General features: G+C 47.0%; 7 protein-coding genes. 5 read left to right on the top strand and 2 right to left on the bottom strand.

The genetic code is table 11. From position 1 onward, the window contains the following. Positions 1 to 15: 15 nt before the first annotated feature. From H3001_RS13490 to H3001_RS13470, 5 genes are all read left to right on the top strand, one after another. The gene (locus H3001_RS13490; protein ID WP_181215207.1) at positions 16 to 3309 is read left to right on the top strand and encodes a SusC/RagA family TonB-linked outer membrane protein; all 3294 of its coding nucleotides are present in this window, start codon (positions 16 to 18) and stop codon (positions 3307 to 3309) included. A gap of 11 nt (positions 3310 to 3320) precedes the next feature. Beyond that, positions 3321 to 5267: a RagB/SusD family nutrient uptake outer membrane protein gene (locus H3001_RS13485; RefSeq protein ID WP_181215206.1), complete on the top strand. Its 1947-nt coding sequence runs from the start codon at positions 3321 to 3323 to the stop codon at positions 5265 to 5267. 30 nt (positions 5268 to 5297) lie between these two features. Then, positions 5298 to 6560 (top strand): hypothetical protein, encoded by a 1263-nt coding sequence (locus tag H3001_RS13480; protein WP_181215205.1) that lies wholly within the window; start codon positions 5298 to 5300, stop codon positions 6558 to 6560. A gap of 32 nt (positions 6561 to 6592) precedes the next feature. Beyond that, positions 6593 to 7801 (top strand): basic secretory protein-like protein, encoded by a 1209-nt coding sequence (locus H3001_RS13475; RefSeq protein ID WP_181215204.1) that lies wholly within the window; start codon positions 6593 to 6595, stop codon positions 7799 to 7801. Between the two features lie 250 nt (positions 7802 to 8051). Next, positions 8052 to 10445, top strand: coding sequence for a S9 family peptidase (locus H3001_RS13470; RefSeq protein WP_246368597.1), 2394 nt, complete (start codon positions 8052 to 8054; stop codon positions 10443 to 10445). 148 nt (positions 10446 to 10593) lie between these two features. Here H3001_RS13470 and yaaA read toward each other — a convergent pair whose 3' ends face one another. Next, positions 10594 to 11358, bottom strand: coding sequence for a peroxide stress protein YaaA (gene yaaA, locus H3001_RS13465; RefSeq protein ID WP_181215203.1), 765 nt, complete (start codon positions 11356 to 11358; stop codon positions 10594 to 10596). A 187-nt stretch (positions 11359 to 11545) separates the two neighbouring features. Further along, entirely contained in the window at positions 11546 to 14770 is a 3225-nt protein-coding gene (gene carB, locus H3001_RS13460) for a carbamoyl-phosphate synthase (glutamine-hydrolyzing) large subunit (protein WP_178245085.1), read from the bottom strand. Positions 14771 to 15189 lie beyond the last annotated feature (419 nt).

Below are 15189 nucleotides of genomic sequence, written 5' to 3'. Positions count from 1 at the left end.
ATAATATAACTTTTTATGAAAAACTCAAACAAAAATCAAAGGAGGTACATGCGAATTTTGTACTCCTGTGCATTTGCGTATGCATTTTCATTGCCGATGTGGGCGGAGAAGCCTATGTTAGAAACGGAAATTGCGGAGCAATCAAAAGGTATTTCGATTAAAGGAACGGTTCTTGATGAAAGTGGACTGCCTGTTATCGGGGCCAATATTATGGTAAAAGGAACCAATACAGGAACGATTACTGACTTGAACGGATATTTTTCATTGTCTGTGCCTTATGCAGACGCCGTACTGACGGTTTCTTTTATCGGTTATACTTCTCAGGATGTACCTTTGAAAGGCCGTAAAGAGGTGAAGGTGGTTCTGGTGGAAGATTCTAAAACCTTGCAGGAAGTGGTTGTAGTTGGTTTCGGTTCGCAGAAGAAGGCGACACTGACGGGTGCGGTGGCTTCTGTGAATGTAAAGGAACTGTCTCAGAGCCCGAGTGCCAATATCACCAATGCGCTTGCGGGACGTATGCCGGGACTTACCGTTACTCAGTTTGGCGGTGGTGAGCCGGGTAAGGACGTGGCTTCATTTGCTGTCCGGGGTTTGTCTTCCTATAACGGAGGAGCGCAGTCTCCGATTATCATTGTGGATGGAGTAGAACGCAGCTTGTCCAGTCTGGACCCGAACGAAATTGAGACATTCAGTATCTTGAAGGATGCTTCTGCTACAGCTGTATACGGTATCCGTGGTGCGAATGGTGTAATCATTGTGACTACCAAGAAGGGTACTGCACAGTCTAAGCCGTCGGTGGAATTCAAGGCACAGGCAGGTATTGCTACTCCGGTGTCTTTCCCGGATTACCTGGGATCGGCCGATTATGCCAGACTGTATAACCAGGCCTTGAAGAACGATAATCCGGGTTGGGAAAACGATCCGGGCGTACAGTCTCGTTTGTTCTCGGATGAGATGATCAGCAACTGGGAACGGGCTAAAGGTGATAATACGGATGGATTGGGATATAATATTGATATGTTCGATTTTGCATTCCGTCCGGCTTTGCAGCAGAATTATACTTTGTCATTGCGAGGTGGCGGTGACCGTATCCGCTATTTTGCCATGATCGGTTATTTTAATCAGGACGGTAACTATCGTTATTCGGAACTGAATGACGGATACAGTACCAATGGTGGATATAACCGTTATAACTTGCGTACGAATCTGGATATCGATATCACGGATAATTTCTATGTCAGCGTGAATATCGGTGGACAGATTACGGATACCAATGAATCTGGTGGCGGTTCAGGCAATATCATCTTTACTGCCAATACGACTCCTCCTATTTATCCGGTGGTGCTTGAAAGAAACGGGCATCCGGCAAATGAAAATTATTACATGGATCATCCGAACGGATTGCTTTTCGGTAATAACCAGTATACCAAGAATATTTTGGGTGAAATTGCTTACATGGGATACAAGACTACTCATAAGATTAATTTCCAGGGAAACTTTGTGATCGGACATAAGCTGGATTTCATCACCAAGGGATTGAAGGTGGAAGGTATGTTTTCTTACGACGTGGAAGAGGGACATATGATTGACCGTTCTATGGACCGTGAGGTGGCCAACAATGAATCGTATGGTGGTTATGCGACTTTCTATCCGACCGGCGGACTGGGTGTTTATTCGGATCCGGAACAGGTCCGGTACAGTGGAGCTTATACTCCTGCGATTGATAAGTTTACGGTAGACAAGACCAAGAAGAATGCGTATACGGCTTTCTCTGCCAATTCCAGAATGTATATGCAGGCGAAACTGGATTATCAGCGCAGTTTCGGCAATCATAACGTAAGTGGTATGTTGATGATGAACCGTTCACAGCGAAACATTGGTAATGACGTAGCTTACCGTTATCAGGGTTTTGCGGCACGTGCCACTTATGATTACGCCAATAAGTATTTGTTTGAGGCCAATGTGGGTATCAATGGTTCTGAAAACTTCAGCAAGGCACACCGGTATGGTGTATTCCCTTCTTTCTCTATTGGATGGATTCCTACAGAAGAGTCATTCATGCAGGGTGCCAAGTCATGGCTCGATCACCTGAAATTCCGTGGTTCAGTGGGTTGGGTCGGAAATGACCAGGGTATCGGACGTTTCTTGTATGTACAGTATTACGATGGAACGAATGGAAGTAACTGGGCATTGGGACCGAATTATAACCAGGGAATGGGCGGTGGACTTACCGAAGGTAACCTGGCTAACCCGGACCTGACCTGGGAACGTGGTATCAAGTACAATGCCGGTATCGATATGCGCTTGTTGAATAACCGTCTGTCATTGTCGGTGGATGCTTTCTATGAAAGAAGATGGGACATCATCACCAATACGGGTGGTAGTGACGTAGTCGGTATTCCTGACGTACTGGGAAAGACTTCTTCTTATGTAAATGCGGGAACAGTAATTAACCGGGGTGTGGATCTCGAACTGGGATGGAATGACCGTATCGGACGTAATTTCTCATATTATGTACGCTTCAATGCCGGATTTGCACGCAACAAGATATTGGAAATGATGGAAATCGAGCGTGAGGTACCTTGGATGAGAAGAACCGGATGCCGTGTAGGAGAACACTTCGTATATGAGGTTGACCATTTTGTAGCCGACCAGGCTGAGGCCGACCGTCTGAATGCCATGAATGATGGCTTCGGATATCAGCCTTGGGGAAAACTGGGCCCGGGTGATGTGGTGTACAAAGACTTGAACAACGATGGAAAGATTGATGACCAGCACGACTTGAAACCGATGGGTAATCCGAAAATTCCGGAATTGCAGTTTGGTTTGCCGATGGGATTCTCATATAAAGGCTGGGACCTGAGCCTGTTGTTCCAGGGAGCTGCCCTTTCTTCTCTGCAATTGTCGGGACCGGCTGTATTTGACTTCCCGGTAATGGGTGCACAGGGCAACAATATGGGTAAGGTGAAAGGTATGCACCTGGATTCATGGACTCCGGAGAATCCGGATGCCAAGTACCCGGCACTGCACCTGAACAGTCATCCTAATAACAAGAATGCATCGAGCAGCCTCTTCTTGTATGATTCTTCTTATATTCGTCTGAAGAATATCGAAATCGGTTATTCTCTGCCTCAGAAATGGATTCAGAAAGCACATCTGCAGCAGGTACGTTTCTATGTACAGGGTATGAACTTGTTGACATTGGATAAACTGGGTGATGTGAATATGGACCCTGAAACCGGCGACGGCGACGGTTCATGGTACCCGATACAGAAGGTTTATAATTTTGGTGTAAACGTTACATTTTAAAAAATTGAATTATGAAGTTGTTTAGTAAAATAGCGATATATGTGGGGATTGGCCTTTTTAGTTTGACTCCAATCTCATGTTCTGACTTCTTGGAACGCGAAGACGACGGTAAGTTGCAGGAATCAGAGGTATTTGCCCGTTTCGATAAGGTGAACCAGCTGGTTACTCAGTTGTATTCGGATATGTATACAAACAGTCCGGGATTGAATTTACTTTACAGTCATAATATTGGTACAATCTGTGATGAGCTGGAGTACAACAAGGCCGACAGTGATGCGCCTTACAAGATTCTGAACGGTGAGCTGAGTTCTCAGCCGGGTATGATCGGAAGCATCGGAGGTGGATTGTTCGGCTGGTGGTGGATCTGGTACCAGTCTATCCGTAAGGCCAATAAGATTATTGAAGGAGTAGAGGAATATCATACTCCGGACCATCCGTCAAAACCGGGACTTCTGGAACGCCGTATCGGTGAGACTTATTTCTTCCGTGCTTATTATCATTATATGATTTTGCGCTGGCACGGTGAAATGGTGTATGCCGACAGATTGTTCGGCCTGGATGAAGACCCGGCTGAATATGCGGTTCGCGAATCGGTACATACCAGTGTAGAGAAAATCTGCCATGACCTGGATGAGGCTGCAAAGCGTCTGCCGGTGATGCAGGAAGGTGAGGAGTTCAACCGTATTGACAGAGGTGCGTGTCTTGCCGTGAAGGCTATCGTGCGCTGGATTGCTGCACAGCCGCTTTATAATGGAGGTATTAACGGACAGTCTCCTTTGGGTGATCACGATACCAGAGCGGGAGCCGCTGAATATAAGGTATACGACAAGACCCGTTGGGAAAAGGCCCGTGATGCAGCTCAGGCAGTGATTGAACTGGCTAACGGTGGTATCAAGCGTTATTCGCTGTATCAGAAATATACCGAAAAGGACTTCGTGGAAAATTCGGGAAACAAAGTGTATAAACGTCTGGAAGAAATGTTCAAGGATAATGATTTCTACAACAAGGAGTCTATCCTGACTTTGCTGACAGGTAAGGATGCACGCTGGATTCAGGATAACATTCCGTATAGCTACGGAAGTGGACAGACCCGTAACCAGCCTACTCAGGAGCAGGTTGACCAGTATGAGATTATCGATCAGGCCGGAGATTGTGGCTGGAGTATCTGGGATGCGAAAGAGAAAAACTTGTATGACGATGCGAATCCTTATGTAAACCGTGACCCGCGTTTCTACCGTGATATCGTTTACCTGGGAGCTGTACTGATGGGTAAGGAGTATAACACAGCCAGTGGAGACGACCAACTGGTAAATTCAACGGTTCGTGATACCCGTAATACCCGTACCGGCTATGCTTTGCGTAAATTCATTGACAATGACTGGACGACCAGTTCTTCGGCTTATGCTAAACACTTCCCGCTGATCCGTCTGCCGGAAATCATGCTGATTTATGCGGAAGCGCTGAATGAAACAGACGGTGACGTGAATATCATGAAGGATATGCTGAATCAGATCCGTAACCGTTCGTTCATGAAGAATGTACCTGCCGAATTCGATACAGACAAGGAGGTACGCCGCGAATACATCAACCGTGAACGCCGCGTGGAATTATTCTTCGAAAATAACCGCTTCTTTACAGTGCGCTATAAAGGTATCATGACCGATCCTGCCGAACTGGAAAAGGAAACACGCTATCTGGCCATGCCGGAAGAAACCCGTGCACAGCAATGGTTTGAGACGGAAGGAGAATATCCTCAGACGCAGCACTACATTCATGGTATGCAGCCGGTTCTGGATGATAACGGAAAGATTTCTCTTAATGGCAGAAAATACAAGATGGTACGTTTCGAAGGCAAACAGCTGGCACCGAGACGGGTAACTTACAGAGATTATTTCTTCCCGATCAACTCGAACGAGATTGCGAAAACTCCTTCTCTGATACAGAATCCGGGATGGTAATTCAAATGTTTTTAATTAAAGCTGAAAATTATGAAAACACTATTGCGATATTTATTTCTGGTACTGATATTGGCCGGAACGGTTTCCAGTTGCGACTGGTATAGTGATCCTTTGGAACTGGTGTATCCGGGAACGGATTTGAGCGGTAAGCCCGACCAGGGAGAAGAGGATGAGAATGTGAAGCTGGTGACAGACTTTGAGAATGTGTTGTCTTCAGTATGGAACGGGGGATGGAAAATCACCGGAACAACCGATGAGAACGATGAACTGAGTGTGTATTTCATATTCGATGTAGAGGCTGGTACTTATGTGACCAAGTCTACGTTGTATCCGGCACAGAAAGAAGGGGAATATAAGATTACGGTGAATGAAAACAAGCAGTTGGAATTCAACCTGTCTGATTCTGATATCAAGTATTTCGGCGATGAAACATTGGTTATTGGAGAAGTGACCGATGGTACAATTGCCTGTACAGGTGCTGAAACCGGAAAATCCTATAAAATGATTACTGCATCACAGAGTGAAATCGATGAGGTGGCCGATGCGTTGATGAAAGATATCAGAACTGCCGGCTGGAATATGGGAGTGATTCGTCGTCAGGCCGGTAATTTCATGGCTTATTATTACATGGATGATACTTCTATCTATTTCGTAGGTTTCAATAAGGATGCCAAGAAGGTAGTCCGTGTAACGAACCTGCTGACTAAGGACGGTGCCGACAAATATGTATGGGAGTCTCCGTTTAGCGTAGGCAATGCAGCCATTTCAGGTATACAGTATAATGAGGAGACACAGGATGTGACCCTTATCGGAATGGATGGCGATGCCGACCTGAAACTCGTGAAGAATATATCAGTAGACAAGGACGGTACGGCTTTGTCAATGAAAGACTGGTTGTCTAAGACGGGTACTGCTGAATTCAAGAATGCAGAACTGATTCTTACTGATGACCTGAAGGCAGATTATGATAAGATTCCGTTTAAGATTCTGGAATGGAACGGTTCAATGGGGTCTGTCGTTGTATATTATGATAATTACTACTTTATCAAATACAACCGGGTAACTGGTGCATTCCCTATTGATGGAACAGATATTTTACATTTGCCGGGTGATCTGGAAGCTGGATACGGAAGTGATATCAAGGTGATTTCTTCTAATTTCCCTACGCTGTATAACTTCCTGGTTGAGCAGAATCATATTGTAGTACGAGACGGTGAAGCTAAAGATTCTCCGATATTGATGTTGAGTGTTTCTTCAGACCAGTTTATTTATTGGCCTAAAGCGGCTCTGTAAAACAGTGTGTTCAATGTTAAAACGAAAATGATATGGATAGAAAGTTTTTCAAAAAAATAGGTTATGTACTGTTTGGCGGTATAATGGCTCTGACCTCTTGTGTCAATAACGGTGGACAGGTTTTTGGTGAATTGCCTCCCGGGGTGCAGCTGGTTACAGGTACGACTCCTGAGGCGCGGTCGGCTGTCTTTGATGAAGGTCTGAATGAGTTGAAAATCACCTGGAAGGTAGCACCCAATCCGGATGTGTATAAAGGTGTGGAGGTTTCTTTCCAGACACTGAGTGGGGGCAATAAAACAGTGAAGATGTTTGTGAATCCTAATTTTGCGTCTACTTATGATGGATTTACCGTAGTCACTAACAAACCTGAAAGTGTAACTTATCGCTGCTTGTGGGATAAGGGCGACAAGGAAGAGGTAAGTGAATGGGCATCTGTCAGCGATCTGGCATTGCGCAAGGTACCGGCTACCAGCCATTTCAGTACCATGAAATATCCGACCTTTAAATTTGTGACTGAGGCGAATGTATCGGAACAGGCAAAAGATACTTATTACGGTATCGTTGGCAAAGATGAACAGGCCCAGGAGGAATATTATTCCAATATCCTGGTTACGGTGCTTTCATCCCTCTATTACTCTACCGATGATGCAGGTACACAGCCGGTAAAATGGCTGAAATGTATCCTCGGACCGATGGATTTTGATGGAGCCGTGGCTTATGTATCCGGCGACAGCGATGGACCGTTGATGAGAATGAGTGCCCAGTATCTGGATCAGATTGCTTCTGGAGCCATCTCCGGACCGGAAGCTACTTTCGAAATCCGTGGCGTATTGCTGCATGAGTTTGTTCACCTGGTACAGGCTACGGGAGCTGTCAACAGCAACCAGCCCTCTTGTATCGAAGGTATGGCCGATGCAGTCCGTACGGCATGTGGCGGCGTAACTGCTCAGGCACGTATTTCTACTGCCTTGAACGCCGGACCGTATTATGACGAGAACCGAAAGTCGGGAAATACTCCTTGTCCTTATGTATGGCAATTGCCTTACGGTACTTCCGGATACTTTATGGCATGGCTCAGATATTACGACGGAGACTTCCTGCGTAAACTGACCGTGACAATCAAGAGCATGGGTTCTGAATGGTCTTTGGAAAAAGCAGTGCATTATATCCTGGGCGAACAGTTTGATATTAAGCAACTGTGGGAAGAGTATATTGAAGATGTACGAAAGGAAAATGCCTGAAAGTAATTATAGACAGACTGTAGCATAATGCTCTGTTTCTAGAATAAGGTTGTTAAAATCCTTCTGCCTGAAATCCTTGTACGTTCGAGTACGGATGGATAGGCAGGAGGATTTTTTCGGTTTTATCTCCTTTTTGTTAAAGGGAGTTTAAATGATTTTCTGTATGTTTGCAGTCGTTAATTTTTTTCATTTAAATAGTGAGTTTATGAAATTTAAGAAATTCTTGTTCTTGGCTGCACTGGTTGCCGGAATGGGCCATACCGTATCGGCCGGTGCCCAGGAACGGCTGCCTGAATATCTGCAGGCTGAAAAATTTACAGGGGAAAAACTGAAAACAATGTTGTTTTCCACCGCTGTCGATCCTCATTGGTTCCAGCAGGGAAATCGTTTCTGGTATATGTATAAAACCAGTGAAGGTGTGTTCTGGTATGTCGTAGATCCGGCTGCGGCACGGAAAGAACAGTTGTTCGACCGTGACGAACTGGCTTCCCAATTGTCGGAAATCGTACAGGACCCTTTTGATGCCCAGCATCTGCCTTTGCTGAACCTGAAAGCCAAGGAAGACGGACATACATTTACCTTTGAAATCCGTTCTACCCGTGATGCGAAACCTGAAAAGAAGGGTGAGAAGGTAAAGCCGGGTGAAAAGGAAATGTTTTATTTCAGCTATGATTTCAACACCCGTAAACTGACTCATCTGAAGGATGCCGAAAAGGAACCGAAACGTCTGGACTGGGCTTCTGTTTCTCCGGATATGAAGAGTGTGGTATATGCCAAGGACTGCAACCTGTATCGGATGAGCATGGAAGATTATCGCAAGGCACAGAAGGATGAGAAAGACAGTACCATTGTCGAGGTTCAGCTCACTACTGACGGTACTCCCGATTTCGGCTACGGCATTCCTTACAGTATTCTGAATACCGATACCCTTTGCAATGGCAAACGCAGAAAGGCATGGGGATACTGGTCGCCCGACTCACGTCACTTTGTGACCATTGTTTCCGATGACCGTAAGGTGAAGCCTTTGTGGGTGATTAATTCGATTGCTTCCCCACGTCCTACTCTGGAAACCTATAAGTATCAGATGCCGGGAGAAATGGACGCTCCGGAAGAGCATCTGTATGTGTTTGACATGACCTCCAATACGCGTAAGGAAATCAAGGTGGCAGCCTGGAAAAATCAGTCTTTGGGACTGGAGGCAAGACCTTATCAGCAGAAACAGCGGGATGCGGAATTCCTTCCGGCAGTATGGCAGGGCGACAATAACCGTTTTTACCTGACCCGGAGCAGCCGCGACTTGCACCGTATTGATGTCTGCACTTATACCATTGGAGAAGACTCAATCGTACCGGTGGTAAAAGAGCGGATGAATACGTATCAGGAAACCCGTCCGATTCACGTGTTCAACGGTGGAAAGGAGTTCATCCAGTGGAGCGAGCGCGACGGCTGGGCACATCTGTACCTGTATGATGAAAAAGGAAATCTGAAGAACCGGATTACCAAAGGCCCCTGGCATGTGGAAAAAGTCCTGAAGGTAGACGAGGCTTCCCGTACCATTTATTTCCTTGCCAACGGCCGTGAAGAGGGGGAGAATCCTTATTACGAACATCTGTATCGGGTAAATGCCGATGGCAGCGGACTGAAGCTGCTGACAAAGGGAGACTTCTTCCATCAGGTAGCAGTGGACGATGAGGCCCGCTTTATGGTAGATAATTTCTCCAGAGTCAACACGATACCTTGTGCCGACCTGATTGACCGCAACGGCCGCAAGGTCATGACCATTCAGGAGAGCGACTTCTCTCAGCTGATGGCTGCAGGATATCAGTTCCCTGAACTCTTCAAGGTGAAGGCTGCCGACGGAGTAACGGACCTGTATGGGGTAATGTACAAGCCGTTTAACTTCGATTCTACGAAGGTATATCCGATCATCGATTATGTATATCCCGGACCTCAGGTTGAGGCTGTGTACTATCCTTTCACACGGATGAGCGTGCGTACCGACCGTCTGGCCCAGGCTGGCTTTATCGTCATATCGGTCGGTCAGCGTGGTGGACACCCCAGCCGTTCGAAATGGTATCACAATTACGGGTACGGAAACCTGCGGGATTATCCGTTGGCCGACCACAAGGCCGCTGTAGAGCAGCTGGCAGCCCGTTATAAGTTTATCGATATCAATCGGGTAGGCATCCACGGTCATTCGGGCGGAGGCTTTATGTCGACGGCGGCTATTTGCCAGTACCCCGATTTCTATAAGGCAGCCGTATCTTGTGCCGGTAATCACGACAACCGGATTTACAACCGTTGGTGGAGTGAAACCCACCATGGAGTGAAGGAAGTAGTCTCTGCAAAGGGAGATACTACGTTTGCTTACCGCATTGCGACCAACCCGAGTATCGTCCGTCAGTTGAAGGGACACCTGATGCTGGTTCATGGCGACATCGACAATAACGTGCATCCTGCCAATACTATCCGGGTGGTAGATGCCCTGATCCGTGCCAACAAGCGTTTTGAAATGCTCTTCCTGCCGGGTCAGCGTCACGGATTCGGAAACATGGATGAATATTTCTACTGGCGCATGGTGGACTTCTTCTCTGAACACCTGAAAGGCCAGAAAGAGTCGTCGGTAGACATTCCGAGGAGGTAGGGAATAAAGTAGGTGATGCAGTTGTCATCACCGTCAGATACAAGCCGAAAGGGCGCTCCGAATACGTAACGGGGCGCCCTTTCAGTTTATTCAGGAGGGTGATGTGATGTCTCTGGTAATCGTGCGAGAACTCCCTAGGAAAAACTTCCTAAAAAAGAGTGAACACCAACCGGTGCTCGTCGCTCTCTTTTTCGTTGAACGCAAAGCCCTCCCATTCGAATGCCTTGAGGGCTTCCGTATCCGTTATCCGGTTTTTCAACAGGAAACGGGTCATTTCTCCCCGGCACATTTTGGCGTAAATGACTACCGTGGCAGGCTTGCCGTTCTTGTACACCTGAAATTCGGGCGTAACGACTTTCACCTCACTGCAGACACGCTTCCAGTCCAGCAGGTCCTTCATTTCCGCACTGGCCAGGTTGACCAGCAGTCCTCCCTGTTTCTTTATTTCCTGGATGAAATAATCGGTCATTATCGGCTTCCAGTAATCGAACAAGGTTATTCCGCCTTTTTCCGGCAGTTTCACGCTTCCCTCCAGACGATAGTTCCGGATGAGGTCCAGCGGACGTACCAGCCCGTACAGGAAAGAGGAAATCCGCAAGTGATCCTGTGCATAGGTCAGATCGTCTTCGGTAAAGTCCTTGGCATTGATACGCTTGAATACAATTCCGGTATAGGCATGCAGGGCCGGCAGTCCGTGATTGTCTTCCGAAAAGAAGTTGTGGTACCGGAAATAATTCTCTGCCGCCAGCTTGGCATTGATGTGCAGCAGTTTGCCCAGTTCTTCTGCCGGAAACTGCGACATGCTCAGGGCAATCTGTTCCGCTTCCGCCTGAAAAGCCGGTTGGGTAGTAAAGGGAACCGCCAGTTTGCTGCGTGAAGCCATGGTCTTGGCACAGGATATATAAATCATCATAAGTGAAAGGGTTTTTAGGTTAATCTGTCTGCAAAGATACATTTGTCGCGGAATTTCCCATACAGGACAACCGTTTTTGTTTGGGGCGTACAACTGAAAGTCCGCTTCCTGGAAAAAGAAAACTCCCGGAAGTTCGCCAGAAAGGCAAACTCCGGGAGGGCTTAAAAAGTATGGAAGAAATTAGTTTTTACTTATATTCCTGCCAGCTCTTGATCTGGATATCTTCCTGCTTCATCTGACAGAAGGCTTCAATGAAGGCCTTAGCCAGTCGTGCGTTGGTCATCAACGGAATGTTATGGTCGATGGCTCCGCGGCGGATACGGTATCCGTTGGTCAGTTCTCTCTTGGTATGATTCTTCGGAATGTTGACAATCAGGTCGAACTTATGTTCTGCAATCATCTTCATCACGTTGTTCTCTGCATTCGGACGTTCATCCGGCCAGAATACCGGAGTAGTCGGAATGCCGTGTGAGTTCAGGAAGGTAGCAGTACCTGCCGTAGCATAGATATGATAACCCTTCTTGCTCAGCATATGGCTGGCATCCAGCAGGTCGACTTTCGACTTGGTAGCTCCTGAAGAAAGCAGTACCGACTGCTGCGGAATCTTGTATCCGGTAGCAATCAGGGCATTCAGCAGGGCTTCGTTGAAGTCGTCTCCCAGACAGCCTACCTCACCGGTTGAAGACATGTCGACACCCAGTACCGGGTCGGCATTCTGCAGACGGGCGAATGAGAACTGAGAAGCTTTCACACCGATACGGTCAATATCGAAGGCCGATTTGTCCGGCTGGCTGAACGGAGCATCCAGCATGATGCGGGTAGCTGTTTCGATGAAGTTGCGTTTCAGTACCTTAGATACAAACGGGAAGCTGCGTGATGCGCGCAGGTTACATTCGATTACCTTCACTTCGTTCTTCCGTGCCAGGAACTGGATGTTGAACGGACCTGAGATGTTCAGTTCTTTGGCAATCTGACGGCTGATCTTCTTGATCTGACGTGCCGTAGAGAAGTAAATCTGCTGTGCCGGGAATACCAGGGTTGCGTCACCAGAGTGTACGCCGGCATATTCAATATGTTCTGAAATGGCATATTCAATGACTTCTCCATTCTGTGCCACCGCATCGAATTCAATTTCCTTGGTTTCCTGCATGAACTGTGAAACGACAACCGGGAATTCCTTGGAAACCTCGCTGGCCATCTGCAGGAAGCGGGTCAGTTCTTCTTCGTCGTAGCATACGTTCATGGCAGCACCACTCAATACATACGAAGGACGTACCAGTACCGGATAACCTACCTTGGCAACGAAAGATTTTACATCGTCCAGGCTGGTCAGTTCCTGCCATGCAGGCTGGTCGATACCCAGCTGGTCGAGCATTGCCGAGAACTTGTTGCGGTTTTCCGCACGGTCGATGGAAATCGGAGAAGTTCCCAGGATAGGCACTGACTGGCGGTGCAGCTTCATGGCCAGGTTGTTCGGAATCTGTCCACCCACCGAAACGATGACGCCGCGCGGCTGTTCCAGGTCGATGATATCCAGCACTCTTTCGAATGACAGTTCATCAAAGTACAGGCGGTCACACATATCATAGTCGGTAGATACCGTTTCCGGGTTATAGTTGATCATGATAGCCTTGTAACCCAGTTTACGGGCTGTCTGGATAGCATTTACCGAACACCAGTCGAATTCAACGGATGAACCGATGCGATAGGCTCCCGATCCGAGTACGACTACCGATTTTTCATTCTTATAATAGTTTACATCATAACCTTCCACTGCATAAGTCATATACAGGTAGTTGGTCAGGTCAGGATGTTCCGAAGCCACTGTATTGATACGTTTTACAGCCGGCAGGATACCCAGTTTCTTACGGTAAGCACGTACGGCCAGGTTTTCCTTTTCCATGTTTCCGCTGGTCGGTTTCAGTACGAAGCGTGCAATCTGGAAATCAGAGAATCCCATTACCTTTGCTTCCCGCATCACTTCAGCCGGAATTTCTTCGAGGCTGTTGTATCCCTGCAGTTTCTGTTTGTAGTCTACGATGTTTTTCAGTTTTCCGATAAACCACGGATCAATCTTGGTCAGTTCGAAAATCCGTTCAATGCTGTATCCTTCTTCCAGTGCCTGAGCAATGGCAAAGATACGCAGGTCAGTCGGGTTGGCCAGTTCGTCGTCCAGGTTTTCGAAGCGGGTGTGGTCATTGCCCACAAAACCGTGCATGCCCTGTCCGATCATACGCAAGCCTTTCTGTATGATTTCTTCGAACGTACGTCCGATAGACATGATTTCACCTACCGACTTCATGCTTGAACCGATGCGGCGTGATACTCCGGCAAACTTCGTCAAGTCCCAGCGAGGAATCTTACAGATCAGGTAGTCCAGTGACGGAGCTACGTAAGCCGAGTTAGGTGTATTCATCTCACCGATTTCATCCAGTGTATATCCCAGACCAATCTTGGCAGCTACGAAAGCCAAAGGATAACCGGTAGCCTTGGATGCCAGGGCAGAAGAACGGCTCAATCGTGCGTTAACCTCGATGACACGATAGTCATTGGTATCGGCGTTGAAAGCATATTGGATATTACATTCACCTACGATGCCCAGGTGACGGATACATTTCTTTGAAAGTTCCTGAAGCATGGTAACCTGTGCCTCTGTAAGTGAGCAGGTCGGTGCTACCACGATTGATTCACCGGTGTGAATACCCAGCGGGTCGAAGTTTTCCATGCTGGCCACCGTGAAGCAGTGGTCGTTGGCATCACGGATTACCTCAAATTCAATTTCCTTCCATCCTTTCAGTGATTCTTCTACCAGAATCTGCGGAGAGAAGGTGAAAGCACTTTCTGCCAGTTCCACGAATGTTTCTTCGTTCGGGCAGATACCGCTTCCCAGACCTCCCAGAGCATAAGCCGAGCGGATCATGACCGGATAGCCGATGCGGCGTGCCGCAGCCAGCGCATCTTCCATGTTCTCTACCGCCTGGCTGACAGGAGTCTTCATTTCGATTTCGTCCAGTTTCTTGACGAAGAGATCTCTATCTTCTGTATACATGATGGCTTCTACCGAAGTACCCAACACTTCTACTCCATATTCTTTCAAAATGCCTTTCTGGTACAGTTCGGTACCGCAGTTCAGCGCAGTCTGTCCGCCGAATGCCAGCAAAATTCCGTCCGGACGTTCCTTCTTGATAATTTCAGTAACGAAGTAAGGAGTTACCGGAAGAAAGTAAACCTGGTCGGCAATACCTTCAGAAGTCTGTATGGTTGCAATGTTTGGATTGACCAGTACAGAGTGTATTCCTTCTTCACGCAAAGCCTTCAGAGCCTGTGAACCGGAATAGTCGAACTCGCCGGCCTGTCCGATCTTCAGTGCGCCTGATCCGAGAACCAGGACTTTTTTCAGTTCTTTTTTCATGATTTATCTATGATTGATTGGTTCTTCATATCAGAGGGTTAAAATGACCTAACCCTTTTGCAAAGAAACGATTTATTTTGAAGAAAACAAAGGATTTTGACAGGCTTTATTCCAAGAAAAACGGAGAAAGTAGGTCTTTCTTTTGGGGGATTTTGACGGCTGTTTTATCTGGAGGTCGAGCGGACTTTTGTGTCCCGATATCCGGAAATGGGATAACCGTACAGGCAGGAGAAAGTTGAACCAATGTGAACTTGACTGAGTTTAGGAAAAAATGAATATTTGCAAAAAGAATTAGAGTTTATATCGAATAATTGATTAAAGCGTTCTTTGACTTATCTTTGTGGTCTAAAAAGTTCAATTGATGTATTATGACAAGATTCGCCACCGTCATAGCCAAGTGCTTGCAGCGACAGGATTAA

Source organism: Phocaeicola faecicola (assembly GCF_013618865.1).
GTDB classification, from domain to species: domain Bacteria; phylum Bacteroidota; class Bacteroidia; order Bacteroidales; family Bacteroidaceae; genus Phocaeicola; species Phocaeicola faecicola.
This window is presented reverse-complemented; position numbering and strand designations above follow the sequence as displayed.

What these genes read in the sequence shown, in the direction of transcription:
- H3001_RS13490 (WP_181215207.1), top strand. Translation starts at nt 16, where the DNA reads ATGAAAAACTCAAACAAAAATCAAAGGAGGTACATGCGAATTTTGTAC.
- H3001_RS13480 (WP_181215205.1), top strand. Translation starts at nt 5,298, where the DNA reads ATGAAAACACTATTGCGATATTTATTTCTGGTACTGATATTGGCCGGA.
- yaaA (WP_181215203.1), bottom strand. Translation starts at nt 11,358, where the DNA reads ATGATGATTTATATATCCTGTGCCAAGACCATGGCTTCACGCAGCAAA.
- H3001_RS13485 (WP_181215206.1), top strand. Translation starts at nt 3,321, where the DNA reads ATGAAGTTGTTTAGTAAAATAGCGATATATGTGGGGATTGGCCTTTTT.
- H3001_RS13470 (WP_246368597.1), top strand. Translation starts at nt 8,052, where the DNA reads ATGGGCCATACCGTATCGGCCGGTGCCCAGGAACGGCTGCCTGAATAT.
- carB (WP_178245085.1), bottom strand. Translation starts at nt 14,770, where the DNA reads ATGAAAAAAGAACTGAAAAAAGTCCTGGTTCTCGGATCAGGCGCACTG.
- H3001_RS13475 (WP_181215204.1), top strand. Translation starts at nt 6,593, where the DNA reads ATGGATAGAAAGTTTTTCAAAAAAATAGGTTATGTACTGTTTGGCGGT.